The sequence below is a fragment of the Sphaerisporangium flaviroseum genome (genome assembly GCF_039537005.1).
Classification (GTDB): domain Bacteria; phylum Actinomycetota; class Actinomycetes; order Streptosporangiales; family Streptosporangiaceae; genus Sphaerisporangium; species Sphaerisporangium flaviroseum.
Window position 1 is genome coordinate 253876 of the sequence record NZ_BAAAZR010000009.1, and the last position, 26255, is coordinate 280130.

22 protein-coding genes are annotated in these 26255 nt (G+C 69.7%); 9 read left to right on the plus strand and 13 right to left on the minus strand.

All coding sequences use genetic code 11. From position 1 onward, the window contains the following. Positions 1-32: 32 nt before the first annotated feature. Positions 33-1454, plus strand: coding sequence for an amidase (locus ABD810_RS20495; RefSeq protein ID WP_344942486.1), 1422 nt, complete (start codon positions 33-35; stop codon positions 1452-1454). A 72-nt stretch (positions 1455-1526) separates the two neighbouring features. Here ABD810_RS20495 and ABD810_RS20500 read toward each other — a convergent pair whose 3' ends face one another. Beyond that, on the minus strand, positions 1527-2069 hold the full coding sequence (locus ABD810_RS20500) for an XdhC family protein (RefSeq protein ID WP_344942488.1): 543 nt from the start codon (positions 2067-2069) through the stop codon (positions 1527-1529). A 347-nt stretch (positions 2070-2416) separates the two neighbouring features. Here ABD810_RS20500 and ABD810_RS20505 point away from each other — a divergent pair, with 347 nt between their 5' ends. Together ABD810_RS20505 and ABD810_RS20510 are read left to right on the plus strand one after the other, a co-directional pair. Next, positions 2417-2728 carry an MmcQ/YjbR family DNA-binding protein gene (locus ABD810_RS20505; protein WP_425566927.1) on the plus strand — a complete coding sequence of 104 codons (312 nt, stop codon included), beginning with the start codon at positions 2417-2419 and terminating at the stop codon, positions 2726-2728. Positions 2729-2850: 122 nt separating this feature from the next. After that, a complete protein-coding gene (locus ABD810_RS20510) occupies positions 2851-4509 on the plus strand; it encodes a hypothetical protein (RefSeq protein WP_344942495.1) in 1659 nt (552 codons plus the stop codon). 76 nt (positions 4510-4585) lie between these two features. Here ABD810_RS20510 and ABD810_RS20515 read toward each other — a convergent pair whose 3' ends face one another. The 9 genes from ABD810_RS20515 to ABD810_RS20555 form a co-directional block, all read right to left on the minus strand. Next, a complete protein-coding gene (locus ABD810_RS20515) occupies positions 4586-5896 on the minus strand; it encodes an MFS transporter (RefSeq protein ID WP_344942498.1) in 1311 nt (436 codons plus the stop codon). Positions 5897-6263: 367 nt separating this feature from the next. Next, positions 6264-7745: an L-arabinose isomerase gene (gene araA / locus ABD810_RS20520; RefSeq protein WP_344942500.1), complete on the minus strand. Its 1482-nt coding sequence runs from the start codon at positions 7743-7745 to the stop codon at positions 6264-6266. Continuing rightward, entirely contained in the window at positions 7742-8404 is a 663-nt protein-coding gene (locus ABD810_RS20525) for an L-ribulose-5-phosphate 4-epimerase (protein ID WP_344942503.1), read from the minus strand. The genes araA and ABD810_RS20525 overlap by 4 nt, the downstream gene beginning before the upstream one ends. After that, positions 8401-10062, minus strand: coding sequence for a ribulokinase (gene araB / locus ABD810_RS20530; protein WP_344942506.1), 1662 nt, complete (start codon positions 10060-10062; stop codon positions 8401-8403). Before araB ends, ABD810_RS20525 begins: the two co-directional genes overlap by 4 nt. 18 nt (positions 10063-10080) lie before the next feature. Then, positions 10081-11067: a galactofuranose ABC transporter, permease protein YjfF gene (gene yjfF / locus ABD810_RS20535; RefSeq protein ID WP_344942509.1), complete on the minus strand. Its 987-nt coding sequence runs from the start codon at positions 11065-11067 to the stop codon at positions 10081-10083. Beyond that, positions 11064-12110 (minus strand): ABC transporter permease, encoded by a 1047-nt coding sequence (locus ABD810_RS20540; RefSeq protein WP_344942512.1) that lies wholly within the window; start codon positions 12108-12110, stop codon positions 11064-11066. The genes yjfF and ABD810_RS20540 overlap by 4 nt, the downstream gene beginning before the upstream one ends. Then, positions 12107-13618: a sugar ABC transporter ATP-binding protein gene (locus ABD810_RS20545; RefSeq protein ID WP_344942514.1), complete on the minus strand. Its 1512-nt coding sequence runs from the start codon at positions 13616-13618 to the stop codon at positions 12107-12109. Before ABD810_RS20545 ends, ABD810_RS20540 begins: the two co-directional genes overlap by 4 nt. A 98-nt stretch (positions 13619-13716) precedes the next feature. Beyond that, positions 13717-14706, minus strand: coding sequence for an ABC transporter substrate-binding protein (locus tag ABD810_RS20550; RefSeq protein ID WP_344942517.1), 990 nt, complete (start codon positions 14704-14706; stop codon positions 13717-13719). A gap of 64 nt (positions 14707-14770) precedes the next feature. After that, positions 14771-15760, minus strand: a complete 990-nt coding sequence (locus ABD810_RS20555) for a LacI family DNA-binding transcriptional regulator (protein WP_425566928.1) — start codon at positions 15758-15760, stop codon at positions 14771-14773. A gap of 700 nt (positions 15761-16460) precedes the next feature. Here ABD810_RS20555 and chvE point away from each other — a divergent pair. The 3 genes from chvE (at position 16461) to mmsB (ending at position 20464) form a co-directional block, all read left to right on the plus strand. Then, on the plus strand, positions 16461-17594 hold the full coding sequence (chvE, locus tag ABD810_RS20560) for a multiple monosaccharide ABC transporter substrate-binding protein (protein ID WP_344942523.1): 1134 nt from the start codon (positions 16461-16463) through the stop codon (positions 17592-17594). A gap of 69 nt (positions 17595-17663) precedes the next feature. After that, positions 17664-19202 carry a multiple monosaccharide ABC transporter ATP-binding protein gene (mmsA, locus tag ABD810_RS20565; RefSeq protein WP_344942526.1) on the plus strand — a complete coding sequence of 513 codons (1539 nt, stop codon included), beginning with the start codon at positions 17664-17666 and terminating at the stop codon, positions 19200-19202. Next, positions 19199-20464 carry a multiple monosaccharide ABC transporter permease gene (gene mmsB, locus ABD810_RS20570; protein ID WP_344942529.1) on the plus strand — a complete coding sequence of 422 codons (1266 nt, stop codon included), beginning with the start codon at positions 19199-19201 and terminating at the stop codon, positions 20462-20464. The genes mmsA and mmsB overlap by 4 nt, the downstream gene beginning before the upstream one ends. Positions 20465-20584: 120 nt before the next feature. Here the strand turns inward: mmsB and ABD810_RS20575 are convergent, their stop codons facing one another. Then, positions 20585-20914 (minus strand): isoamylase early set domain-containing protein, encoded by a 330-nt coding sequence (locus tag ABD810_RS20575; protein WP_344942532.1) that lies wholly within the window; start codon positions 20912-20914, stop codon positions 20585-20587. Between the two features lie 272 nt (positions 20915-21186). Between ABD810_RS20575 and ABD810_RS20580 the strand changes: the two genes are divergently transcribed. Then, positions 21187-22497 (plus strand): serine/threonine-protein kinase, encoded by a 1311-nt coding sequence (locus ABD810_RS20580; protein ID WP_344942535.1) that lies wholly within the window; start codon positions 21187-21189, stop codon positions 22495-22497. Positions 22498-22522: 25 nt separating this feature from the next. Here the strand turns inward: ABD810_RS20580 and tsaA are convergent, their stop codons facing one another. After that, positions 22523-22939, minus strand: a complete 417-nt coding sequence (tsaA, locus tag ABD810_RS20585) for a tRNA (N6-threonylcarbamoyladenosine(37)-N6)-methyltransferase TrmO (RefSeq protein ID WP_344942538.1) — start codon at positions 22937-22939, stop codon at positions 22523-22525. 53 nt (positions 22940-22992) lie between these two features. Then, on the minus strand, positions 22993-24453 hold the full coding sequence (locus ABD810_RS20590; protein ID WP_344942541.1) for an AAA family ATPase: 1461 nt from the start codon (positions 24451-24453) through the stop codon (positions 22993-22995). 437 nt (positions 24454-24890) lie between these two features. Between ABD810_RS20590 and ABD810_RS20595 the strand changes: the two genes are divergently transcribed. Together ABD810_RS20595 and ABD810_RS20600 are read left to right on the plus strand one after the other, a co-directional pair. After that, positions 24891-25037 (plus strand): hypothetical protein, encoded by a 147-nt coding sequence (locus ABD810_RS20595; RefSeq protein ID WP_344942544.1) that lies wholly within the window; start codon positions 24891-24893, stop codon positions 25035-25037. 70 nt (positions 25038-25107) lie between these two features. After that, the gene (locus ABD810_RS20600; protein WP_344942547.1) at positions 25108-26250 is read left to right on the plus strand and encodes an alkaline phosphatase family protein; all 1143 of its coding nucleotides are present in this window, start codon (positions 25108-25110) and stop codon (positions 26248-26250) included. Positions 26251-26255 lie beyond the last annotated feature (5 nt).

The following is a 26255-nucleotide window of genomic DNA, read 5'->3' on the forward strand; positions in this document are numbered from 1 at the left end:
GGTCGTGGCACGAGACAGGGGGAGTGGGACCGGTGGAACCGCACGAATACGCCAACCTCGACGCGGTGGGCCTGCGCGAGCTGATCCAAGCGCGTGAGGTGAGCGTGGCGGAGGTGGAGGCGGCCGCCAGGCGTGCGCTCGAGTACGCCCACGCCGGCCTCAACGCGCTTACTCTGCCGCTTTTCGAGCCGGCGCTCGAACACGAGCCCACCGGGCCCCTGGCGGGCGTGCCCTTCGTGATCAAGGACAGTGGCCCGTTCGCCCGGGGTGTGCCGTTCGCGCTCGGCAGCCGCAGCATCCGGGGTGCCCGCACCCTGGTGGACCAGGAGCTCATGACGCGCTTCCGCGCCGCGGGCCTGGTGGCGCTCGGCCAGACCACCGCTCCGGAGCTGGGGCTGAGCTTCTCCACCGAGCCGGTGAAGCACGGGCCGACCCGCAATCCCTGGGCGCTCGACCGCGGCGCCGGTGGGTCGAGCGGGGGCTCGGCCGCGCTGGTCGCCGCCGGGGCGGTGCCGCTCGCGCACGGCAACGACGGGGCCGGGTCGCTGCGCGTGCCCGCGTCGTGCTGCGGGCTGGTCGGCCTCAAGCCGTCCCGCGGCCGCACCCCCTGCGGGCCGTACGCCGGGGAGATGGCGTTCGGGCACACCGTCGAGTTCGGGCTGACGCGAACCGTGCGGGACACCGCGCACCTGCTGGACGCCGTCGCCGCCGCGCCGCCCGTCGGAGAGAAGTACATGGCTCCGCCGCCGGTCCGGCCGTACATCGAGGAGGTGCGCGCCGATCCGGGCCGGTTGCGGGTGGCGATCACCACCGAGGCGTGGTCGGGAGTGGCGGTCGACCCGCAGGTCGCCGCGGTGGCGGTCAACGTGGGCAAGGTGCTGGAGTGGGTCGGGCACACGCTCACCGAGGCGAGCCCGGCCGTCGACCCGGATGCGCTCGTCGAGGCGTCCATGCTCGGCGTGGTCGCGGCCGGGGCCGCGTTGCTCATGGCGCCCCGCCGGCCCGACCGGTCGCTGATGGAGGCCGTGTCGCGGCGGGTCCTGGCCGAGACCGAGGCGTTCAGCGCGCTCGACGTGATGGCGGCGGTCGGCGCCCAGCACCAGGTGACGCGTCCGATCGGCCTGTTCTTCACCCGGTACGATCTGCTCGTGACGCCGACGCTCGGGCAACTGCCCGCTCCGCACGGCACGCTCGGCTACGACGACCCCGATCACTCGGTGCGCTCGTGGCTGAGACGGATCTTCGAGTACGGGCCGTTCACCGCGCCGTTCAACGTATCCGGCAATCCGGCGATCAGCCTGCCTCTGGGGCAGAGTCGTGAGGGGCTGCCGATCGGGGTACAGCTCGTCGCCGCCTATGGCAGGGAAGACCTGCTGCTGCGGGTAGCCGCCCAGCTGGAACAGGCGGCCCCCTGGAAACACCGCCGCCCACCGATCTACGCCGACCTGTCCTGATCCACCGTCCACCTCACAACCGAAACGCCCCCCGACCATCGACCTGCGCCGATCTGTGCTGATCCCTCGGCGTCAGAACGCGAAGCCGCCAGGCCGCTCGTTGCGGTCGGCGATGAGGCCGGCCAGCGTCGCGATGGCTATCTCCGGTGGGGTGCGGGAGCCGATGTTGAGCCCGACCGGCCGGTGGACGCGGGCGATGTCCTCGCCCGGCACGCCGAGCCCGGTGAGCGCCGCCACGTGGGGCGCGGGGTGGCGCGGGTTGCCCATCACGCCGATCCACCGGGGCCGGTAGGCGAGCAGCCCCAGCAGTACGGTCCCGAGCTCCTGGCGGTGGTGGTCGGTGATCACCACGTCCGCGGTGTCGTCCAGGCCGGCGGCTGGACCGGTGACGACCTCGAAGGCGCCGGGCGCGACGGCCGCGGCACGCTCGGGGTCGGGCTCCATGAGGATGCCGCGATACCCCAGGTCGGCGCCGTAGCGCAGCAGGTAGCCGGCGACCGGCGAGGCGAACACGGCGACGAGGGTGCGCTCCGCGGCGGGGGAGGGGACATCACCATGCGCGACGGCGCAGGCCGGGTCCGCCTCCTGTGAAGGGGTGTCCTGCGAGTGGGCCATGGCAGCAGTGTTCCACCAGACCGTCCCCGCCACCCGCTTCGGCCGGAGCCGATCAGGAGTGTTCTAGGTCCACCAGGGTGGCGACGAGCCGCCGGTACTCGTCCTTCATCGGCAGCTCTCGGTCAACGCGCACGCGCCGCCGTTCGGTGGTGACGTCGACCCCGCGGATCGGGTCGTGGCCCCGGTGCTCGTGGTCTTCCCAGGGGCTACGCGGCGGGCCGGTGGATCACGGGCGGTCCCGCCGGGCTCCGGTCCTGGCCACGGGCTCCGTCGGACCGCCGGGGACAAGTGTCGGAGGGCTCTGGTAGACGTGGGTCATGGGTGTGAGCGTTGATGAGTTCATGGAGATGCTGGCCGAGCTGCCCGGGGTCGAGCAGAGCGAGGGCGGCGACTGGCTGGCGCTGAAGGTGCGGGGCAAGGGCTTCGGCTACCTGTGGGAGCGGACCGAAACCGTCGGCCTGAAGGCGACGATCGAGGAGCAGATGGCGCTGGTGGCCGAGCGTCCCGAGGTGTTCGAGGTCCAGTTCACCGCGGGCCGGTTCGGGTGGGTCGTGGTCCAGCTCGCCAAGATCGACGCCGATGAGCTGTTCGAGCTGGTCACCGAGGCATGGTGCCTGACGGCTCCCAAGCACCTGGTCGAGGCGCATGAGGGCGGCTGAGGGCGGGGCCGGTGTCTTCGGCCGGCGGTGGAGTGGTCGGGTTTCAGACCGGGTGGCGTTGATCGATTGAAGACCGTAGATTCGCGGTGACATGTTCTCGCCTGGAACGAGGGTCCCGATTGGTGGCTGACACCGAGACCGCCGCTGAGCGTGCGTTGATGTCCGCGTTCCGCCGGGGCGGACAGGTGGACCTCCGCACTGGGCGCCCCGGTGAGGACGACCCCGCCAACGGGCGGAAGTGGGACGTCGAGCGCACCGTACGGGCCGAGGTCATCGCGCGTCTCGTCCTGAGCGCCTCCGCGCCCGACGACGGGCGGATCCCGGCGCTGCGCCTGGCGGGCGCCCGGATCACCGGGCCGCTCGACCTCGACCACAGCCAGATCACCTGTCCGGTGGAGCTGGAGGACTGCCACTTCGACGACGATGTCCTCCTCAACCGCGCGCAGGTTCATCGCTGGTCGCTGTCGGGGAGTCGCCTTCCCTCGCTCCGCGCGCACTATCTCCACACCTACAGCGACCTCGATCTGCGGGGGATCCGCTGCCGGGAGGTCATGCTGTACGGCGCCGTCCTCGGCGGGAACCTGGAGATGGATCACGCGCGGCTGGTCAACATCGGGGGGTGCTCGCTGTACGGGACGCACCTCACCGTCGAGGGAAGCCTGCACGGCAACTGGCTGTCGTCCGAGGGCGAGATCCGCCTCTACAACGCCGTCATCAGGGACAGCATCCTCTTCTTCGGCGCCTGGTTGATCAACCCCGGGGGCAAGTCGCTCTCTGCCAGCCGGATGTCCGTCGGAGGCGCCCTGTTCCTGCAAGGCGGGGCGAGGTCCAGGGGAGACGGGGCGGGACGCCAGGACGACGGGAAGCGCGGACGCGCCTTCATCAGCGACGGCACGCTGCACCTGCACAGCGTCCACGTGGGGACGACCCTCCGGATGCCGGGGGCGATCGTCCACAACCCCGGCGGATACGCCATCGACGCCCTCAACATGTCCGTGGGGAACGACGCCAACCTGTCGAACGCCAAGGTGCGCGGGGAGATCCGGGTGGCCGGTGGCCGGATCAGCTCCACTCTCGACCTGCGCCGCGCCGAGATCTCCTCCACACGCACGCTCGCACTCAACCTCGCGGGCCTGGAGGCCAAGGGCCTGTCCCTGCCCTCGGTCGGCAAGGGCGTCGTCGACCTGTCGGACACCCACGTGATCACCCTGGAGGTGGACGGCAAGGCCGGCGAGGTCCCCATGCGCCTGGACGGCCTGAAGTACGAACGGCTCGTACCCGGTCTGCCAGCCCGGCAGCGCCTGTCATGGCTGAAGAGGGCCGATGGCGGCTACCAGCCCTACCCGTACGAGCAACTGGCCGCGACCTACCGCCGCCTCGGCCTCGACGCGGACGCCCGTACCGTGCTGCTGGCCAAGCAGCGGAACCGCCGCGCGTCGCTCCCCAAGTACGCAGCGACCTGGGGGTATCTCCAAGACTGGCTTGTCGGGTATGGCTATCGCCCTCTTCGCGCCGCCTCCTGGCTGGCGGCGCTGGTCGCGGTGGGAGCGACGTTGTTCGCCGTGAACCCGCCGGTGCCCCTGGCCACGGGGACGGGGCCGAGGTTCAACGCTGTCGTCTACACCCTCGACCTTCTGCTGCCCGTCATCGACTTCGGCCAGGAGAAGGCGTTCCAGCCTTCGGGCGCCGGTCAGTGGATCGCCTATTCCCTCATCACCGCTGGGTGGATCCTGGCCACCACGATCGCCGCCGGCATCACCCGCGCTCTCTCGCGCCAGTGACTCGGCCGGCGGGGGCGGCGATCGGGCCAGGGCCCGGTCGCGTTCCCCGCCCGCGCGGCGGGTCCGGTGGCGCCGTTCAGCTCTTGGCGAGCGCGTCGGACGAGGGGACTTCGGGGTGGGCGCGCCGCCAGGGGCCGTGGAAGGCGGCCATCGACGCCAGGAAGACCACCTGGCCGCCCAGGGCCACCAGGAGCCAGGTGTTCCAGCCTCCGGCCGTCACGACCTGCGGTGCGGTCACCAGCAGCGCCACGATCATGAGCCGGACGACCATGCCCCACAGGCCGAGCGCGGCGCCCTGGAGGCTGGCCTGCACATCCTCGGCGTCCTCGGAGTAGTTGGCCATCCAGGGGACGTACGCGACGCCCATGGCGAGGAACACCAGCGCGTAGACGGCCGTGATGTGACCGGTGCCGGGCGGGTCGCCCCCCATCAGGCTGACGAAGTAGCCCAGCAGGACGATGGTCGCGATCGTGCCCGCGAGGATGAACGGCTTGCGGAGCTGGAGCCGGTCGGAGATCCGGCCGACCACGACGACCGCGAGGGCGTTGAGCACGATGCCCAGGGCGACGATGCCGTTGGCCGTGGCCACCTGCACGTCGAACGCGTCCACCAGCAAGGTCTGCCCGAAGATGGCGAGCGTCCAGTAGAGGATCTGCCAGCCGGTGTTGCCGAGCACGTGCGCCCAGAGATGGGGATGACGGAACAGCTCGCGGACCTTGCCCGGGTCGATCTTCTCCTCGGCCGAGAGGGCGCTTTCCTTGGTGAGGACGCGGGCGCGGAGCGCGGCCGACGGCTCGGCGATCTGCCAGATGACGACCGCGCACAGCACCAGCGAGACGACGCCCATGATGATCGCCTGGGACTGCCAGGCGTTGCCGAACAGCGGCAGCGTGACCCCGGCGATGGCCGAGGCGAGGAACGCCGCTCCGACCGGTCCCCAGGTCCAGAACGCGAAGGCCTGGGCCCTGCCGAGGCGGGGAGAGAAGTCCCTGACCAGGCTGGCCGTGATGGTGATCCCGGCCCCCTCGATGAACAGCATGAGGCAGCGCACCGCGAACAGCCCGCTCACGCTGTCGACCGTCGCGAGCAGGAAGTTGCAGGCCGCGGTGACGGTCAGGGTGGGCACCAGGATGGTGACCCGCCCCCACCTGTCGCTCAGGATCCCGCCGAATCCGGCCGAGATCCCGCCCACGAGCACCGACGCCGCCGCGATCAGCCCGTACATCTCCAGGGACATGTCGAGGTCTTCGCGCAGCAAGGGCAGGATCGTCGCGATGGTGGTCTCGAAGTTGGCGATCAGGCTGGCCAGCACGGCGATGGACAGCAGCCACAGCCGGCGGCGTCCTGTGGGGTAGATCGAGAGCTCGCGCACGTAGAACGGTTTCATGCGGCCTCGCTTGCATCTCACCGCCCGCGAGGGGCGGTAGGCGATCAGTTCTAGAACGCGTTTCTAGATATCTGATCGGGTCGCGCGGGGTCCCGTCAACGAGGCGTCACATCACAATGTGATCTCGCCCACACGGACCCCGGGCGGCTCCTGGGCGCGGGGCCGCCCGCGCGCGTCGACCGGCTCGAGAGCCTGAGCGGGCACCTGCCGGTGTGACGCCGGAGCCGTCCCTCCGCGGGACGGCTCCGGCCGGCGATCTCGGGCTACAAGGCGTCCGTACGGTCGCGGGCCTCGATCGCCGGCGCGATGAACTCGCGGAACCGCGCGAACTGGTCCGCGTCCATGCCGAGCCCCGCGGTCCCCGCGCTCAGAACCCCTGGGCGAGGCGGTAGTAGGCCTGGTTCCAGCGCAGCTCCTGGGCGAACCGGCGGGGGGTGGTGTCGGCGTCGATGAGGACCAGCTCCACGCCGAGCATGTCGGCGAAGTCGCTCAGCTCCTCGGCGCCGACCGCGGCGGACAGCACGGTGTGGTGCGGGGCCCCGGCGGTCAGCCAGGACTCGGCGGAGGTGCGCAGGTTCGGGCGGGGCTTCCAGACGGCACGGGCCACCGGCAGGCTGGGCAGCGGCTCGGCGGGGGAGACCACGTCGATCTCGTTGGCCACCAGCCGGAACCGGTCCCCCATGTCGGCCAGGCCCACCACGACCGCCGGTCCGGGCCGGGCGTCGAACACCAGCCGCACGGGATCCTCGCGACCGCCGATGCTCAGCGGATGGATCTCGCACGAGGGGGTGTCCGAGGCGATCGTCGGGCAGACCTCCAGCATGTGCGCGCCGAGGATGACCTCCTCGCCGGGCGTCAGGTGGTAGGTGTAGTCCTCCATGAAGGAGGTGCCGCCCGGAAGCCCCGCCGACATCACCTTCAGGGTGCGAAGGAGCACCGAGGTCTTCCAGTCGCCCTCGCCGCCGAACCCGTAGCCATCGGCCATCAGCCGCTGGACGGCCAGCCCCGGCAGCTGCCGCAGCCCGCCTAGATCCTCGAAGTTGGTGGTGAACGCCTTGAAGCCGCCGTCGTCCAGGAAGTGACGCAGGCCCAGCTCGATGCGCGCGGCGTACCGCAGGGAATCGTGCCGTTCGCCGCCCGCACGCAACTCGGGGGCGACGACGTACCCGTCCTCGTACTCCTTGACCAGCGCGGTCACCTCGGAGTCGGCGGACGCCTCGACGGCCTCGACCAGGTCGTTGACGCCGTAGGTGTTGACCGAGACGCCGAACCGCAGCTGCGCCTCGACCTTGTCCCCCTCGGTGACGGCGACGTCGCGCATGTTGTCGCCGAACCTGGCCAGCTTCAGCGAGCCCACCTCGGCCCGTCCCACCGCCGCCCGTGCCCACGCGCCGACGCGCTCCACCACGGCGGGGTCGCTCACGTGCCCGGCCACGGTCTTGCGGGGCACGCCCAGCCTGGACTGGATGTAACCGAACTCGCGGTCACCGTGCGCGGCCTGGTTGAGGTTCATGAAGTCCATGTCGATGGAGCTCCACGGCAGTTCCCTGTTGGCCTGGGTGTGCAGGTGCAGCAGCGGCCTGCGCAGCGCGTCCAGCCCGGCGATCCACATCTTGGCCGGTGAGAAGGTGTGCATCCACGCGATCAGACCGCCGCAGTCCTCGTCGGCGTTGGCCTCCAGGCACACCCTGCGGATGGCCGCGGCGTCGGTGAGCACCGGCTTCCAGACCACCTCGAAGGGGAGTGCCCGGCCGAGCGCGTCGGCGATCTGCCGGGACTGGTCGGCCACCTGCCGCAACGTGTCCTCGCCGTACAGGCCCTGGCTGCCGGTCAGGAACCAAAACTTCACAGGTGACTCCTCTGTCCATAGACATTCTGGTAGCGGTCGTACAGGCGGTCGATGTCGGCGCCCGCGATCGGCAACGGCTCACCGAGCTGCCGCGCGACGTGCACGGTGCGGGCGACGTCCTCGCACATGACGGCGGCCTTGACGGCCGCCTTCGGCGAGTCGCCGATGGTGAAGACGCCGTGGTTCTGCATCAGCACGGCGGGGGAGCGGTGACCCGACAGCGTCCCGACGATGCCCTTGCCGATGTCGTCGCCGCCGATCAGGGCGAACGGCCCGACGGGGATCTCGCCGCCGAACTCGTCGGCCATCGCGGTGAGCACGCAGGGGATCGCCTCGCCGCGCGCGGCCCACGCCGAGGCGTAGGTGGAGTGGGTGTGCACCACGCCGTTCACCTCGGGCAGGTGCCGGTAGGTGTAGGCGTGCGCGGCGGTGTCGCTCGAGGGCGCGAAGTCGCCCTCGATGAGCTGCCCGTCCAGGTCGCAGACGACCATCGCCTCGGCGGTCAGGTCGTCGTAGGAGACGCCGCTCGGCTTGATGACGAACAGGTCCCCGTCCGGTGACCGTCCGGAGACGTTGCCCGCGGTCCAGGCGACGAGGTTGTACCGCACCAGCTCGGAGTGGAGCCGGCTGACCGTCTCCCTCAGCTCTCGCAGCATCATGCCCCGGCCTCGTTCCTGATCGCGCGGAGCCGGTGCAGCAGCTCCCCGTCGGCGAAGTGGTCGTGCAGGCGGCGGTACTCGGCGTACAGCCGGTCGTAGGCGTCGGCCCGCGCGGAGTCCGGCTCGTAGACGGCCGTGGAGCGCTTGCCCATGGCCGCGGCGGCCTGCGTGATGTCGTCGTAGGCCCCGGCGGCGACGGCGGCGTGGATCGCCGAGCCCAGCGCGGGCCCCTGGTCGGAGCCGATCACCGACAGCGGCCGGCGCAGCACGTCGGCGTACACCTGCATGAGGAAGGCGTTCTTGAGCAGCCCGCCGGCGACGACGAACTCCTCCACCGGCACTCCCGAGCTCTCGAAGGTCTCCACGATCACGCGGGCGCCGAACGCGGTGGCCTCGATGAGCGCCCGGTAGACGTCCTCGGGCCTGGTGGCCAGCGTCTGGCCGACGATCATCCCGGAGAGGTTGTGGTCGACCAGCACCGAACGGTTGCCGTTGTGCCAGTCGAGCGCGACCAGCCCGTGCGCGCCGACCTTCTGCTTGGCGGCCAGCGAGGTGAGGTACTCGTGAACGTTGAGCCCCAGCTCGGCGGCCTTCTCGGTGTAGGCGGCGGGCACCGAGGTCTCGGCGAACCAGGCGAAGATGTCGCCGACACCCGATTGGCCGGCCTCGTAGCCCCACAGCCCGGGCACGATGCCGTCGCGGACCACGCCGCACATGCCGGGCACCTCGGCGAGCTGGTCCGACGGCATGACGTGACAGGTCGAGGTGCCCATGATGGCCACCATCTGGCCCGGCCGCACGGCGTCCGCGGCGGCGGCGGTGACGTGCGCGTCGACGTTGCCGACCGCGACCGCGATCCCCTCGGGCAGCTTGGTCCACTCGGCCGCCCTGGCGGTCAGCCGCCCGGCCAGGCCGCCGAGGGGGGACAGCTCCTGGCCGAGCTTGTCGATGAAACCGGCGAAGCCCGGGTCCAGGGCGGTCAGGAAGTCCGCGGAGGGGTAGCCGTCCTCCTGGTGGATGCCCTTGTACCCGGCGGTGCAGACGTTGCGGGTCTCCACTCCGGTCAGCTCCCAGACGATCCAGTCGGCGGCCTCGATCCACCGCTCCGCCAGGCCGTAGACCTCGGGGTCCTCCTGCAGGACCTGCAGGCCCTTGGCGAACTGCCACTCCGAGGAGATCCTGCCGCCGTAGCGCGGCAGCCAGGGCTCGCGCCGCTCGGCGGCCAGGGCGGTGATGCGGTCGGCCTGCGGCTGGGCGGCGTGGTGCTTCCACAGCTTGGGCCAGGCGTGAGGGCGGTCGGGCAGCAGCTCGCACAGGGGGGTGCCCTCCGCGGTGGCCGGCAGCACGGTGCACGCGGTGAAGTCGGTGGCGATGCCGATGACCTGCGAGGCGGGCACCCCGGCCACGGCCAGCGCCTTGGGCACCGCGATGCGCAGCACGTCGCGCCAGTCCTGCGGCGACTGCAGCGCCCAGTCGGGGCCAAGGCGGACCTCGCCGCCGGGCAGGGTGTCCTCGATGACCCGGTGGGCGTACTCGTGGACGGCCTCGCCCAGCTCAGCGCCGTCATCCACACGGACCACGACGGCGCGGCCCGACAGGGTGCCGAAATCCACGCCGATCACATACCGGTTGCTGTAAACGCTCACGTTGACTCTCATGGTTGGGGTTGGGGACCGCTACTTCCGGCGCACGCCGATCAGGCGCTGCATCAGGATGAAGGCGAACAGGAGTAAGCCGATGACCATCCGGGTCCACCACGAGCTCAGGGTGCCCTCGAAGCTGATGATGGTCTGGATGAGTCCGAGCATGAGCACGCCGAGCAAGGTGCCGAGCAGGTACCCCGAGCCGCCGGTGAGCAGGACCCCGCCGATCACCACAGCGGCGATGGCGTCCAGTTCCCAGCCGACCGCGTGCAGGCCGTAGCCGGACAGCGTGTACAGCGAGAACAACAGGCCGCCCAGGGCCGAGCAGAAACCGCTGATCGTGTAGACAGCGATCTTGGTGCGGGCCACGGGGAGGCCCATCAGCAGCGCCGACTGCTCGCCGCCGCCCACGGCGTAGACGTTGCGGCCGAGCCGGGTGTAGTGCAGCACGTACGCCGCCACCAGCACCACGACCAGCCCGATCAGCACGCTGGGCGAGACCCACAGGTCGGACGTCAGGTAGAACTGGGCCTGCCCGACCGAGGTGAACAGCGGGTCGGTGATCGGGATGGAGTCGGTGCTGATCGTGTAGCACAGGCCGCGGGCCAGGAACATGCCCGCCAGCGTCACGACGAACGGCTGGATCTCGAAGTAGTGGATGATCGCGCCCATGCCGAAGCCCAGCACCGTTCCGATGGCCAGCACCAGCACGATCACCATCGGCGCGGGCCATCCGGGGCCGGACAGCAGGCTGGCGGCGACCATGGTCGACAGGGCCGCCACCGAGCCGACCGACAGGTCGATGCCGCCCGTGAGGATCACGAACGTCATGCCGACCGCGATCACCAGCATGAACGGGTTGTCCACCAGGACGTTCAGGATGACCTGGCCGCTGGCGAAGCCTTCGTAGCGGATGCCGCCGATGACGAACATCGCCGCGAACAGGCCGGCGGTCACCAGCACGGGCACGTACTTGCGCGGCAGCGTACGGCCGCCCACCAGGATGTCGGCGGTCGTCATGCCGGGACCTTCACCTTCTCCTCGACCGCCGAGGGCGCCCGCGGCGGGCGCCTGCGGCGATGGAACGCCTTCTCACGGAACGCGGGGGACTGCAGCAGGCACACGATGGTCACGACCAGCGCCTTGAACAGCAGCGTCGTCTCGGGCGGCACACCGATCGAGTAGATGGTGGTGGTGAGCGTCTGGATGATGAGCGCGCCGAGCACGGTTCCGGACAGCGAGAAACGGCCGCCCGCCAGGGAGGTGCCGCCGATGACGACGGCGAGGATGGCGTCCAGCTCGATCCACAGTCCCGCGTTGTTGCCGTCCGCGCTGGAGACGTTGGAGCTGACCATCAGGCCGGCGATGCCCGCGCACAGCGCGCAGAACATGTACACCATGATGATCACGCCGCGCGAGCGGATGCCGGACAGCCGGCTGGCCTCGGCGTTGCCGCCCACCGACTCGATCAGCAGGCCGAGGGCCAGGCGCCGGGTGAGGAAGGCGGTCAGCGCCACCATGGCCAGCACGATGATGATGCCGAACGGCAGCGTGAGCCAGTACCCGCCGCCGATGAGCTTGTAGGAGGAGCTGTTGATCGTGAGGATCTGGCCGTCGGTGATGAGCTGGGCCAGGCCGCGTCCCCCGACCATCAGGATCAGCGTGGCGATGATCGGCTGGATGCCGACCCCGGCCACCAGGAAGCCGTTCCACGCACCGAGCAGCAGCGAGAGCCCCAGCGTGAGGGCGACGGCGGACAGCACGCCGCCGACGGAGTTCTGGTCGCCGAGCTCGCTGATCCGCAGGCACGCCAGCGCCCCGGCGATCGCCACGACCGAGCCGACCGACAGGTCGATGCCGCTGGTCGCGATGACCAGGGTCATGCCCAGCGCGACCAGGATCAGCGGCGCGCCGAAGCGCAAGATGTCGATCAGGCTCCCGTACAGGTGGCCGTCCTTCATCTGGACGCTGAGGAAGTTGTCGGTGAACACCACGTTGAGCAGCAACAACGCGATCAGGATGACCACGGGCCACAGTAACCGGTGTCTCAGCAGGGCGGTCATGAGGAGCCTCCGCTCGCGATGGTCTCCATCAGCACCTCTGAGGTGAGGGTCTCACCGTTGTCGAGCTGGGCCACCAGCCGGTGGTCGCGGAGAACGCCGACCCGGTGGCTGAGCCGGAGCACCTCCTCCAGCTCGGCGGAGATGAACAGCACGGCCGTGCCCCCGTCGGACAGCTCGGCGACCAGGCGCTGGATCTCCGCCTTCGCGCCGACGTCGATGCCGCGCGTGGGCTCGTCCAGGATGAGCAGGCGGGGTTCGAGGATGAGCCAGCGGGCCAGCAGCACCTTCTGCTGGTTGCCGCCGCTGAGGTTCCTGACGAGCTGCTCGGGATCGGCCGGGCGGATGTTCAGCGCGGCGATGTACTTGGCGACCAGCTCGTCCTGCTTGCTGCGGGGGATCGGCCTGGTCCACCCGCGGGTCGCCTGCAGGGCGAGGATGAGGTTCTCCCGCACGGTCAGCTCGGGGACGAGCCCTTCGGCCCGCCGGTTCTCCGAGCAGAAGGCGATGCCGTGACCCATGGCCGCCCGGGGGGTGCGCAGGCCGGTCGGCTCGCCGTCGACGCGCACCGATCCCGTGCTCGCGTGGTCGGCGCCGAACAGCAGCCTGGCGATCTCGGTGCGGCCCGACCCGAGCAGCCCGGCCAGGCCGACGACCTCGCCACGGTGGATGGTCAGCGTGAAGGGCTCGATCGCGCCGGTCCTGCCCAGCTCCACGGCCTCCACCAGCGGGGTGCTCACCCGGGCCGGCGGCTTGTCGTCCAGCTTCTCAAGGTCGGCCAGCTCGCGTCCGATCATCTTGGCGACCAGCTCGACCTGGGGCAGCTCCCGGGTCGGGTACTCGCCGACGAGCCTGCCGTTGCGCAGGATCGTCATGCGGTCGGCGATCTCGTAGACCTGGTCCAGGAAGTGGGAGACGAACAGGATCGCGATGCCCTGGTCCTTCAGCCGCCGCATCACCCTGAACAGCTGGGCGACCTCGCCGGCGTCGAGGCTGGAGGTGGGCTCGTCCAGGATCAGCACCCTGGCGTCGATGTCCACGGCCCTGGCGATCGCCACCATCTGCTGGATAGCCAGGGAGTAGGAGGAAAGGGACGCCGCGGGATCGACGTCGAGTTCCAGAGTCCTCAGCAGTACGGACGCCCGGCGCCGCATCTCCTTCCACAGGATCCGGCCCATCCGGCGCGGTTCACGGCCGATGAAGATGTTCTCCGCCACCGACAGGTTGGCGCAGAGGTTGACCTCCTGGTACACCGTGCTGATCCCGGCCTGCTGGGCGGCCAGCGGGCTGGAGAAGGCGACCTTGCGGCCCTCCAGCTCGATCTCGCCCGTGTCGATGTCGTGGACACCGGTCAGCACCTTGATCAGCGTCGACTTGCCCGCGCCGTTCTCTCCCATCAGCGCGTGGATCTCGCCCGGGAGCAGGCGGAAGTCGACGCCGTCCAGCGCCTTGACGCCGGGGAACTGTTTGCCGATCCCGCTCATCCGCAGGATCGGCTCGGGTGCGTCCATGCGGCGCCCCTCTCCTCGTCCTCGTCCTCGTGGCCGGCGGTCGCGCGGGTGCGCGGCCGCCGGGCGGATGGGCCGTCCCGGGGGACGGCCCATCCGGATCAGTACTTGCGGCTGGGCAGGGCCTGCTTGGCCTGCTCCTGGGTGAAGGCGGTCTCCTCGGTCACCACGCGGGTGGGCACCTGCTCACCCTTGAGGACCTTCTTGGACAGGTCCATGAGTTGCGGGCCGAGCAGCGGGCTGCACTCGACGATGTAGTTGATCTTGCCATCGGCGAGGGCCTGCATGCCGTCCTTCACGGCGTCGATCGTGATGATCTTGATGTCCTTGCCGGGAACCTTGCCCGCGCCCTCGATGGCCTCAATGGCGCCGAGGCCCATGTCGTCGTTGTGGGCGAACAGCACGTCGATCTTGGGGTTGGCCTTCAGGAAGGCGTCCATGACCTCCTTGCCCTTGGCGCGGGTGAAGTCACCGGTCTGCGAAGCGATGATCTTGAACTTGGGGTCGGAGGCGATGACCTCGCCGAAGCCGGCCTTGCGGTCGTTGGCCGGAGCCGAGCCCGTCGTGCCCTGCAGCTCGACGATGTTGACCTCGTCCTTGCTGTCCTTGTACTGGTCGACCAGCCACTGGCCGGCCTTCTTGCCCTCCTCGACGAAGTCGGAGCCGAGGAAGGTCTTGTACAGGCTGGTGTCCTTGGAGTCCACGGCCCGGTCGGTGAGGATCACCGGGATCTTGGCGTTCTTGGCCTCCTTCAGCACGGGGTCCCAGCCCGACTCCACCACCGGCGAGAAGGCGATGATGTCCACCTTCTGCTGGATGTAGGAGCGGATCGCCTTGATCTGGTTCTCCTGCCTCTGCTGGGCGTCGGAGAACTTCAGGTCGATGCCGGCCGACTTGGCCGACTCCTGGATCGACTTGGTGTTGGCGGTGCGCCATCCGCTCTCCGCGCCGACCTGGGCGAAGCCCATGGTGATCTTGCCGTCCCCTCCCGAGCCGCCAGGGGTGGCCGAGGTGGAGCCGCCGCCTCCGCAGCCGGCCAAGGTCGCCGCCGTGGCGCCGGCCAATAACAGTGTCGCCAGTTTCCTCAACACGATGGGGGGTCCTTCCTGCTGTGAACGTTAACTTCCATAGTCCGGGCTGTCGTGTCGCCTGTGATCAGCGCGACGGGGAGGTGCTGGCCCTGGTGACGAAACGAGGAGGTACCACCAGGCGCTCGCGTTCGCATGCCTGACCTGTCTCGATCTGCCGGAGCAGCACCTCGATGCTGCCCCTGCCCACGGCCCCGAAGTCCTGCCTGATGGTGGTGAGCGGAGGGGAGAAGAACTCCGACTCGGGAATGTCGTCGAAGCCCACGATGCTGATCTGCTCGGGGACCTTCACTCCTTCTTCCGTGAACGCGCGCAGGACCCCGAGCGCCATCTGGTCGTTGGCCACGAAGACCGCGGTGACCTGCTCCGCCATCGCGGCGAGCCGGCGGCCCGCCACATATCCCGAACGCGGGCTCCAGTCGCCGGCCAGCGGCTCGGGCGGGGTCCGGCCGGCGGCCTCCAGGGCCGTGCGCCAGCCCTCGATCCGCCCTTCGGCCTCCAGCCAGTCGGAGGGACCGCTGACATGCCAGACGGTCTCGTGACCCAGGTCCAGAAGGTGTTCGGTGGCCAGCCGCGCGCCATTGGCCTGGTCCACGCTCACCACCGAGACCTCGCCCACGTGCTGGCCTTCCACGGCCACCGCGGGCATGCCCCGGGGCAGGCCGTCGAACGCGCCGGCCGCGGAGCGCTGGGGCGCCACCACGACGATCCCGTCGACTCCCTGGTCGGCGAGGTAGTCGATCGCGTCCCGCATGCCCGCCGTGTCGATGGTGCGGAGGCTGACGATGCTCACGAAGTAGCCGGCCGCCCTGGCCGCCTGCTCGATGCCGTCGACCGTGCTCGCCGGTCCGAACAACGTGGTGTTGAAGCTGACCACGCCCAGCGTGCGCGAGTGGCGGGTGACCAGCGCGCGGGCGACGAGGTTGCGGCGGTAGCCCAGCTCGTCGATCGCCTCGAGGACCCGGGTGCGGGTCTCGGGGCGGACGTTGGGATGGTCGTTGAGCACCCGCGAGACCGTTTGGTGCGATACGCCCGCCGCTTTGGCCACATCGGCCATCACGGGGGAGCGGCGCTCGGTACGTGGGCTCACCGGTACTCCTTCCATCATCTGGGCAAGACTGTGAACGTTAACAACAGGATCCGTCAAGGCGTTAATTGTTACGGTACGGTTACGCTGGAATGCCGCGTTAACCTCCTTGACGCCGGGTCTGATGCGTCGTTTACTGGGGACGCCCCTCGGCTGTTAACGCTCACTACCCATCTTCGCGGTAGATCCGCAGGGAGCCCGGCCAGGTGCCCCCGCCGCCGCATGCCCCCACGCGCTCCGGCCCCCACGCCTGCTCATAACAAGTCCGTCTTGTTACAGCGAAGTTATCGGACTCTATTGACAGAGAAATTGTTAGCGATAACACTAGCCGCTCAGGCGCAAGGCATCACGGCCTGCCTGATCGGGAAACGGGAGGTCGCCGTACATGCCAGCAGGCCGTTCAGCGGGTCTCGCGACCGACCAGGGCCCGTGGCCAGTGCGGACGGGACGGTAACGTCGGGATGCGCGCCCTCCGGCGCCGGCCATGTGCCTCACCTGTGGCGGACCGCACCGCTTGCGGACGGTTCCGCGCGCGGCTCGGGGCGGTGGCCGACCGGGTGCGAGTCACTCCGTCCCGGCTGAACCGCGCGGTTGCCTCGGGGATCTCCGCGAGCGGCCCGGTCCGATCCCACCCCGTCTCGGGCCACCCCCACCTGCAAGGAGTAGAACGATGAGATTCACAAGACTGGCGACGGTGGTCTCCGCCCTCGCGCTGGCCTCGGTCATGACGGCGTGCGGCTCCTCGGAGAAGACCGCCGACGTCCAGGCCTCGGCCGGCACCGGTGACACCAGCGGCGCCCTGGTAGGCGTCACCATGCCGACCAAGTCGTCGGAGCGCTGGATCCACGACGGCGACAACGTCAAGGCGAGCCTGGAGAAGCTGGGCTACAAGGTCGACCTGCAGTACGCGGAGAACGACATCCCGACCCAGGTCAACCAGCTTGAGAACCAGATCACCAAGGGCGCCAAGCTGCTCATCATCGCCTCGATCGACGGCACGGCCATCACCACCCAGCTGCAGGAGGCGGCCGACAAGAAGATCCCGGTCATCGCCTACGACCGGCTGATCCGCAACAGCCCCAACGTCGACTACTACGCCACCTTCGACAACTTCAAGGTCGGCGTCCAGCAGGCCACCTCCCTGCTCGTCGGCCTCAAGCTGAAGACCGCCGACGGCGCGGACGGCGAGGCCAAGGGCCCGTTCAACATCGAGCTGTTCGCCGGCTCGCCGGACGACAACAACGCCACCTTCTTCTTCAACGGCGCCTTGTCCGTGCTGAAGCCCTACATCGACAAGGGCACCCTGAAGGTCCAGAGCGGCCAGACCGACTTCAAGACCGTGGCCATCCTGCGCTGGGACCCGGCCACCGCGCAGAAGCGCATGGAGGACCTGCTCACCAAGACCTACAGCGGTGGCAAGAAGGTCGACGGGGTCCTGTCCCCCTACGACGGCCTGTCGATCGGCATCCTGTCGGCGCTGAAGAGCAACGGCTACGGCACCTCCAGCCAGCCGTACCCGGTCGTGACCGGCCAGGACGCCGAGCTCGCCTCGGTCAAGTCGATCATCGCCGGTGAGCAGTATTCGACCATCCACAAGGACACCCGCCAGCTCGCGGACGTCACCGTGAAGATGGCCGACACCGTGCTCAAGGGTGGCAGGCCCGAGGTGAACAACACCAAGGACTACGACAACGGCAACAAGGTCGTCCCCTCCTATCTGCTGGACCCGGTCATCGTCGACAAGTCCAACTACCAGAAGATCATCGTCGACAGCGGTTACTACACGCAGGCGCAGCTGGGCTGATCCCCCGGGGTGCGGCGCCCGGCCGGCGCCGCACCCCGCCGTGACATTCCCCTGAGAGACGAGAACGACATGACCGACGACATCCTGCGGATGCGTGGAATCACCAAGACGTTCCCGGGAGTCAAAGCGCTCCAGGACGTGAACCTGTCCGTGCGCCGGGGCGAGATCCACGCCATCTGCGGTGAGAACGGCGCGGGCAAGTCGACTCTGATGAAGGTGCTGTCAGGGGTCTACCCCCACGGCTCCTACGAGGGCGAGATCTCCTTCGAGGGCGAGCCGTGCCGCTTCTCCACCATCAGGGACAGCGAGCAGCGCGGCATCGTCATCATCCACCAGGAACTGGCGCTGAGCCCGCAGCTGTCGATCGCCGAGAACATCTTCCTCGGCAACGAGCGGGCCAACCGGGGCCTGATCGACTGGAACCGCACCAACCACGAGGCCGGCCGGCTCCTGGAGCGGGTGGGGCTGCCGGAGAACCCGGTCACCCCGGTGGCCGACATCGGGGTGGGCAAGCAGCAACTGGTCGAGATCGCCAAGGCGCTGTCGAAGGAGGTGCGGCTGCTCATCCTCGACGAGCCGACGGCCGCGCTCAACGACGAGGACTCCTCGCACCTGCTCGACCTGCTGCGCGGGCTGCGCGACGAGGGCATCACCTGCGTGATCATCTCGCACAAGCTCAACGAGGTCACGGCGATCGCCGACTCGATCACGATCCTGCGTGACGGGCGCACGATCGAGACGCTCGACATGGAGCGCGACCAGGTCACCGAGGACCGCATCATCGCCGGCATGGTGGGCCGTGACCTGGAGAGCCGCTTCCCGCCGCACGAGTCCAAGATCGGCGAGGAGGCGCTGCGCGTCGAGGACTGGACGGTGTTCAGCCCGGTCCAGCGCGACAGGAAGGTGGTCGACGGGGCCAGCCTGACCGTGCGCCGGGGCGAGATCGTCGGGCTCGCCGGGCTGATGGGCGCCGGGCGCACCGAGCTGGCCATGAGCCTGTTCGGCCGCACCTACGGCACGAACATCTCCGGCCGGATCTACCGGGACGGCAAGCAGATCGAGATCCGCTCGGTGCGCGATGCCATCGACCACGGCATCGCCTACGCCACCGAGGACCGCAAGCGCTACGGGCTCAACCTCATCGAGGACATCAAGCGCAACATCTCGGCCGCCATGCTCGGCAAGCTGGCCCGCCGGGGATGGATCAACGATCATGAGGAGTACAAGGTCGCCGAGGAGTTCCGGGCGAGCATGAACATCAAGGCGCCCAGCGTGTCCAGCATCACCGGCAAGCTGAGCGGCGGCAACCAGCAGAAGGTCGTCCTGTCCAAGTGGATCTTCACCGACGCCGACGTTCTCATCCTGGACGAGCCGACCCGGGGCATCGACGTGGGCGCCAAGTACGAGATCTACTCGATCATCAATCGCCTGGCCGACCAGGGTAAGGCGATCCTGGTCATATCCTCTGAACTGCCCGAATTGCTAGGTCTGTGCGATCGGATCTACGCGCTCTCGGCCGGCCGCATCACGGGCGAGGTCGGCCGGGTGGACGCCACCCAGGAACGCTTGATGCACTACATGACGAAGGGACAGGAGCAGATCCGATGAGCAGCATCTCCCCCGCCAGCGCCGATGTGGCCCCCGGCGGCAAGGACTCCGGGCCCGCCCGCCCACCGGGCCGCACCTCGCTGTTCGGCATCTCGCTCAACGTCCGGCAGAGCGGCATCTACATCGCCTTCGCGCTGATCGTCGTGTTGTTCTCGGTGCTGACCGACGGCGCCCTGCTGGAACCGCAGAACATCTCCAACATCATCGTCCAGAACTCCTACATCCTGATCCTTTCCATCGGGATGATCCTCGTCATCATCGCCGGGCACATCGACCTCTCGGTGGGGTCGGTGGTCGCCGTCACCGGCGCCATCGCGGCCGTCCTGATGGTGAACTACGGCGTCCCCTGGCCGCTCGCCCTGCTGCTCACGCTGGTGGCGGGCGGGCTCATCGGCGCCTGGCAGGGCTTCTGGATCGCATACTTCGGCATCCCGGCGTTCATCGTCACCCTGGCGGGCATGCTGCTGTTCCGCGCGCTCACCCTCACCGTGCTGGGCAACCAGGGCATCGGCCCCTTCCCCGACCAGGTCCGCACGCTGGCCAACGGGTTCACCGACGGCTACCTGGGCAACATCGGGCTCGGGGCGCTCGGCGGCGCCGACCTGTTCAGCCTGCTGCTCGGCATCATCGCGATCGCCGGCATGGGCGCGGCCCAGTGGCGCACCCGCGCGGCGCGGCTGCGTTACCGCCAGACCGTCGACCCGATGCCGCTCTTCCTGCTGAAGTTCATCGCGGGGGCCGCCGTCGTCATGGCCGTGGTGATCCAGCTCGCGCGCTTCAAGAACCTGCCATGGGTGCTGATCCTGCTGGCGGCCCTGGTACTCGGATACTCCCTGATCACCAACCGCGTGGTGTTCGGCCGGCAGATCTACGCCATCGGCGGCAACCTGCAGGCGGCGGTGCTGTCCGGCGTCAAGGTCAAGTCCGTGGTCTTCTGGCTCTTCGTCAACATGGGCGTCCTGTCCGCCCTGGCCGGGATCATCTTCGCCGGGCGCCTCAACCAGGCCGGGCCCACGGCCGGAAACGCGTTCGAACTGGACGCGATCGCGGCGGCCTTCATCGGCGGCGCGGCCGTCCAGGGCGGCGTCGGCAAGGTGGTCGGCGCGATCACCGGCGGCCTCATCATGGGCGTCATCAACAACGGCATGTCGCTGATCGGCGCGCCCAGCGAGCGGGTCATGCTCGTCAAGGGCATCGTCCTGCTCGCCGCGGTCGCGTTCGACGTGTGGACCAAGCGGCGCGCCGGCAGCGCCAGCCAGTAGGTCCGCGAGGCGGCGGGTCGTGAGCACACCGGCGGGGACGGCCCGCCGAGGTGGATCACGACCCGCTTCCTGCGTCGTGCGGAAAGGCATCCGGCGAACGGTGCCCGCCGGATGCGCCGATCACTCCGCGAGGACCGAGGTCCGGTCGGCCGCGTCGGACCCGTGGGCCAGAGCGGGTTCCAGGTGGCCGCCGCGGCCGTCGTGACGGTCGGCGTCGGCGTCGTCGAACCACACTCCGCCGTCCCCCAGATAGCGAAAGCAGACGCTCTGATCGGCGGGCACGGTGATGCTCACCCGGTAGACGCCGTCGTCCGGCCGCATCGGATCGGCGTAGGGATCCCAGTCGTTGAAGTCACCGACCAGGGAGAGCCCGTTCGGGGCCTGGTCAACCGGTACGGTGAAGGTGAGTTCGACGAGCCCGTTCTGAGTGGGCCGACCGCGTGTGATCATCATGTGTCCCGATGGTGTCGCTGTCTCCGGTGACCGGTCCTGGCCGCGACGCTCGATCACGTGCGGGCCTCGGACTCGATCACCCTTACGAACGGCCACCCACCGGGCGGCCGTGTCGTCCTCCTACCCTGCGGCCCCTACCGGCAATTTCTGCGTAAGGCCAAGCGCAGCCATGGATTGGCGGGACACCGTACCCGCGGCCCTGGCGAATGGGACGGCGCAGCCTGGGTAGCGGCCGGATCATGGTGGAGACAGGGACGTCCGGACGAGTGGTGGCAGGACGGTACCGGCTGATCGAGCCGCTGGGCCGGGGCGGCATGGGAGTCGTCTGGCGGGCCGCGGACGAGCTCCTGCGCAGGGAGGTCGCGGTCAAGGAACTGCTGGGCCTGGCCGACCTCGCGGGCGATGAGCGGGAGATGTTCACCACGCGGACGTTGCGCGAGGCCAGGGCTGCGGGCCGGCTCAGCCATCCCGGAGTCGCCGCCGTCTATGACGTCTTCCAGGAGAACGGGCATCCCTGGATCGTCATGCAACTGGTGCCGTCACGCACGCTGGGGTCCATCATCCGTGAGGAGGGCCCGCTGCCGGTCCGGCGGGTCGCCGCGATCGGGGTCGAGGTGCTCGCGGCCCTGCGCGCCGCGCACGCGGCGGGGGTACTGCATCGGGACGTCAAGCCCGACAACGTGCTGATAACCGGCGACGGGCACGCGGTGCTCACCGACTTCGGCATCGCCACCTTGGAGGACGACTCTCCGGTGACCCGGACCGGAATGCTGGTGGGCACGCCGGCGTTCATCGCCCCCGAGCGGGCGATGGGCGGGCCGGCGGAACCGGCCTCCGACCTGTGGGCCCTCGGCGTGACGATGTTCCAGGCGGTGGAGGGCCGGCCGCCGTTCCGCCGCGGCTCCGCGCTCGCGACGCTCGCCGCGATCCTGTACCAGGAGCCCGAACCCCTGCTCCGGGCCGGCGCGCTGGCCTCCGTGATCGAGGGGTTGCTCGTGAAGGATCCGGCCGCCAGGATGACGGCCTCCGAAGCGGCGAGGCGCCTTCACGCGGTCGCGGCCGGGGAGGTGGCCGAGCCCGGCCAGAGCCCGACGCGGGTTTCCCTACCCTCGCCGCGCGGGTGGCGGGGCCGGTTCGCCTGGACGGCGGCGGGCGTCCTGGCGGTCGGCGTCGCGTCGGGTGCGCTGTCCTACGAGACGGCCCGCGCCACCGACCCGGGAACGGTGGCCGCGCCCACCGCGACCGTCTTCCAGACCCATACCGCGTCACCGGCGCCTGTCCACACCGCGCAGCCGGCCAGGTACTCAGACCTCGCCGCCTCCGCCCAGCCCGGCCGCCACCGGCAGCCCTCGGCAACGACGGGGCGGGGCCCCAAGGCGATGCCCCCGCCGTCGAAACCCTCCACCGTGAAACCGAGGACTTCGCCCCAGAAGCCCGAGTCCGGCGAAAAGCACGGCCCCGCCAAGGCCAAGGACAAGGCCAAGTACAAGGACAAGGCCAAGGACAAGGCAATGAACAAGGCCAAGGCCAAGAACAAGAACAAGGCCAAGGGGGGCAACGGCAACGGCAAGCAGCACTAGGCCGCGAGGTTCCCCCGCTTCGGGGTCAGCGTTCGGTGTCCCTGTCGAGCACCGGCTTGACGTCGACGACCGGTGTCCCGTCCAGCGCCTCCAGGTCGCGGACCAGCATCCTGGTGCCTTCGACGGACACGATCCGCACCCGGTGGAGACCGACCGGGTTCGGCCGATCGGGCGAACGCGTGCTGAACACACCCTGCGGCGGCCGCGTCCGGTCTCCGCGCGGATGCACCACCAGCGTGTCGCGCCGCGCGCGGTCGAGCCAGGTCAGCACGATCACCTCGGCACCCGCCCGGAGATCGCGCAGGCCCTCGCTGACCCTCTCCTCGAACACCAGCCAGGACTCGGGCGAGCCCTCGTCGCCCTGTTTGGGAGCCGTGTCCCGGTCGACCAGGGATGATTCGACCCAGCCGATCGGCTCCACGGCGAACGAAGCGCTGTCCATGTCCTGCCCCTCCTCAGATGGATTTCCCGTCCGCGCCGGTGTCCGCGCGGCGGTCAGAACTCGTGAAGCCCGGAGGAGAAGGCGCTGGGGGAGAAGCCGGGCGGGCCGTACTCCTCGCCGCCCTCGTGGACCGGATCGCCCGAACCGAGCAGCGACCTGGTCAGCGCCTCGCGTTCGCCGAGCATGTCCTCCAGTGCCGTGCCCAGGTGCTCGTCGGTGAGCGTGGGGACGGTGTCGCCGCTCAGCAGCGCGCCGAGCACCGCCCGGCGCAGCAGTTCCTTGAAGAACGAGGCCGTGGCGCCCTCGGTCCTGGCGACGATCGGTTCGAGATCGGCCTCTAGCCGCAGGTCACGGGCGTAGAGGCGCAGCAGGGCGGTCCGCAGTGCCGCATCCGGCTTGGGGATCTCCACGGCCAGGTCCACCCGGCCGGGACGGTCGGCGAGCGCCCGCTCCAGCACGTCGGCCCGGTTGGTGGTGAGCACGAACGTGACATCGGCGTCGGCGCCCACCCCGTCCATGGCGTCGAGCAGCGCGAACAGCAGCGGATTGCCGTCCTCGGTGTAGGAGCGGTCACGGGCGACCAGGTCCACGTCCTCCAGGATGACGATCGCGGGCTGCAACCGCCTGGCCAGACCGGCCGCCTGGGTGACGTACTTGATGGCGGAGCCGGTGAGCACGATCACCGTGCACTCGCGCATCCGGCCCATGAAATAGCGGACGGTATGCGTCTTGCCGGTCCCGGGCGGGCCGTGCAGCAGCAGGCCGCGCTTGAGGTGCTGGCCGTGCTCGCGCAGCCGTGCCGCGTGCTCGGCGATCCCCGCGATGTGCCGCTCGACGGTCGTCAGCACGCCGTCGGGGAGGATCACCTGGTCGGCGGTCAGCTCCGGCCGGGGCAGGAACGTCACCAGGTCGTTGCCGCGGTGCTCGCTCCACAGGAACGACAGGATCTGGCCCTTGTAGACGTCGTGCTCGCGCATCAGCCGCTCGATCTCGTCGCGGGTGCGCGTGGCGCTGCGCCGGTCCGGGGCCAGCACGACCACCTGGCACTGCGGCATGTGCTCCTGCGTCCCGCGCACCCCCAGGACCACCGGGATGCCCTCTGGGGAGCGGGAAAGCACCAGGCCGAGGGAGACCACCTCGGTGGTCTCGTCGGGGCCGGTCGCCGCGGTCGCGTAGTCGACGGCGCCCGGCTCGAAGCGCTCCCAGCCGCGGGCCGCGCTGGCCAGCATGTTGACGAGGTCGTTGTGCTCCCGGCCGTGCCCGGCGATCCCGAACCAGTCGGCCCGCGGGCTCTGGGCCGCCAGGTAGGCGTCCACGCCACGCTGCAGGTTGACGTGCTCCCAGGCGGGGAAGCGCTCGACCACGTTGACGATGTTCCTGAGCTCGCATCCCAGGTGCCCGGTGACCCGCGCCACCAGCTCGGGCCGCTCCCGTTCTTCGGCCAGCTGTTGATGGGCGTCCTTCAGAAGGTCGCTCAGAGCCTGCGCCAGCCCTTTGGCGGCAGTGAGGTCCATGTGCCCAACATTGGCAGACTTGATCCAGATTCGCGCGCGATATTTAGGTCCGTGGTGCCCGCTCTCCGGAGCAGGTCGCGGCACCGCCGGGGGGCGCCGGTCCGGCGCGCCCGGTGCTCCGCCGCGTCCACGCTTCGTGACCCGCCTGGGTGACCCTTGCCATCGGCCGGCCCACGCCATCACCTCGTGTACGGCCGGCCGGGGTCTCGGTGAAACGACCAGGTGGCATGAGTAAGCCGGGAAAGGCGAGGGCGGCGCCGGAATCCTATTTCCACCAGGACCGGCCTCGTTAAAGCAGCTCACGCATAATATGTCATGATTTATCAGATCATGTGCTCCGACAAGCGATAATGCTATTGACAGAGAAAAATGCGTATTTTAGACTACGTTGGCCTGATTATTAGGCTGATGTCATTTCTCACGGCAGGAGGAGTAGAATGGCGCCCGAGCTCATGCAGAGAACGACGACCGAAACCCCGGTTATGCTCACCCCCGAATTCGTGCAGAAGATGCTCACCGCCCGCCAGGCCGTACAGGTGGCGAAGTTCCGCACGACCTGCACCGACTGCGTACCGAATTACTGATTGAACGTCCATTCACCGCGAGGGCCGGCGCCGTGACCCCGGTGCCGGTGGCCGGTCATGAAGGCCGCCCTTGCTGAGCGACGCCGCACTGGTCCGCGAATGCGCCATGGCGTACGGGGGCGGTGTCCGACCGCATTCCACGCAGTCGCTCCATTCGGTGCCCGGGCGGATTCTGGACGAACTCGGCCGCTCAGGCCGGGGAGTCGTGATCCTCGCGGTGGACGGCCTGTCGTGGCGCGCCGCGTGCGAACGATGGAGGTCGGCCGACCTCGTCTGCCTGACGTCGACCTTCCCGAGCACCTCGGCGACGGCATGGATGACCGCCGTCACCGGCACGACGGTGACCGAGCACCTGGTCGTCGGCGCGGTCTACCGTTCCCCCGCCGGCGATGCCCTCGTCGACGTGATCAGAGGCGAGCCGCTGACCGGCCAGGTGCCCGCCGGCCGGTGTGACGCGCTCAGCGCGCGGCCCACCGTGTTCGAGGCCGCGGCGTCCCGCGCCCACCCCCTCGCCCTCGGCCGCGAGCTGGACACCCTGGGCGGATCCTGGGCGGCCGCGCTGCTGCGGGGAGCCCGGCGCGGCCAGATGACCGATCCGCGAGAACTGGCCGCCCAGGCGGGCGACCCGGAGGAACTCGTCGCGGCCGTGGCCCGCGACGTCGAAGGCGCGCTCGTGGGCCACCGGCAGGACCGGCCGCTCCTTCTGTGGATCTACGTCAACCTCGACGATCACGTGCATCGTCACGGGTACGACCCCCGGGCGATGCGCGCGGTCGAGCTGCTGGAACGGCACGCGCTGTCCTGGGCCGGGCGCGGATGGACCGTGCTGGCCCATTCCGACCACGGCCAGGTGCCGTGCGCCCCCGATCCCGAGCTGGAGGCGGCCTGGGCGCGGGTGGAGGTCCCCGCGCTGTGCAGGCTTCCGGGCGGCGGCGCCGGGCGGGTGCGCTGGCTCTATCCGCGCCAGGGACGGGCGACCGAGGTGGCCGAGCGGCTCGGCACCGCCCTGGCCGGCCATGCCCTGGTGATCCCCGCCGACGAGCTGCCCGGCCTCGGCCTGCTGAGGCTCACCCCCGCCGTGCGCGAGCGGATCGGGGGCGTGGTGGCCATGGCCACCTCGCCCCGGTTCCCCGCGCCCGTGCGCGGCATGGCCTTCGAGCACGGGGCGCTCTCCCCGGGGGAGATGCTCGTGCCGCTGGCGACCTGGTCCTGAGGCGG

Bases quoted from the DNA above. Each gene is read 5' to 3' on its own strand.
- ABD810_RS20500 (WP_344942488.1), bottom strand. From the start codon at position 2,069: ATGGCCCACTCGCAGGACACCCCTTCACAGGAGGCGGACCCGGCCTGC.
- ABD810_RS20505 (WP_425566927.1), top strand. From the start codon at position 2,417: ATGCTGGCCGAGCTGCCCGGGGTCGAGCAGAGCGAGGGCGGCGACTGG.
- ABD810_RS20515 (WP_344942498.1), bottom strand. From the start codon at position 5,896: ATGAAACCGTTCTACGTGCGCGAGCTCTCGATCTACCCCACAGGACGC.
- ABD810_RS20525 (WP_344942503.1), bottom strand. From the start codon at position 8,404: ATGATGCTGCGAGAGCTGAGGGAGACGGTCAGCCGGCTCCACTCCGAG.
- araB (WP_344942506.1), bottom strand. From the start codon at position 10,062: ATGAGAGTCAACGTGAGCGTTTACAGCAACCGGTATGTGATCGGCGTG.
- yjfF (WP_344942509.1), bottom strand. From the start codon at position 11,067: ATGACGACCGCCGACATCCTGGTGGGCGGCCGTACGCTGCCGCGCAAG.
- ABD810_RS20540 (WP_344942512.1), bottom strand. From the start codon at position 12,110: ATGACCGCCCTGCTGAGACACCGGTTACTGTGGCCCGTGGTCATCCTG.
- ABD810_RS20545 (WP_344942514.1), bottom strand. From the start codon at position 13,618: ATGGACGCACCCGAGCCGATCCTGCGGATGAGCGGGATCGGCAAACAG.
- ABD810_RS20555 (WP_425566928.1), bottom strand. From the start codon at position 15,760: ATGGCCGATGTGGCCAAAGCGGCGGGCGTATCGCACCAAACGGTCTCG.
- chvE (WP_344942523.1), top strand. From the start codon at position 16,461: ATGAGATTCACAAGACTGGCGACGGTGGTCTCCGCCCTCGCGCTGGCC.
- mmsA (WP_344942526.1), top strand. From the start codon at position 17,664: ATGACCGACGACATCCTGCGGATGCGTGGAATCACCAAGACGTTCCCG.
- mmsB (WP_344942529.1), top strand. From the start codon at position 19,199: ATGAGCAGCATCTCCCCCGCCAGCGCCGATGTGGCCCCCGGCGGCAAG.
- ABD810_RS20575 (WP_344942532.1), bottom strand. From the start codon at position 20,914: ATGATCACACGCGGTCGGCCCACTCAGAACGGGCTCGTCGAACTCACC.
- tsaA (WP_344942538.1), bottom strand. From the start codon at position 22,939: ATGGACAGCGCTTCGTTCGCCGTGGAGCCGATCGGCTGGGTCGAATCA.
- ABD810_RS20590 (WP_344942541.1), bottom strand. From the start codon at position 24,453: ATGGACCTCACTGCCGCCAAAGGGCTGGCGCAGGCTCTGAGCGACCTT.
- ABD810_RS20595 (WP_344942544.1), top strand. From the start codon at position 24,891: ATGGCGCCCGAGCTCATGCAGAGAACGACGACCGAAACCCCGGTTATG.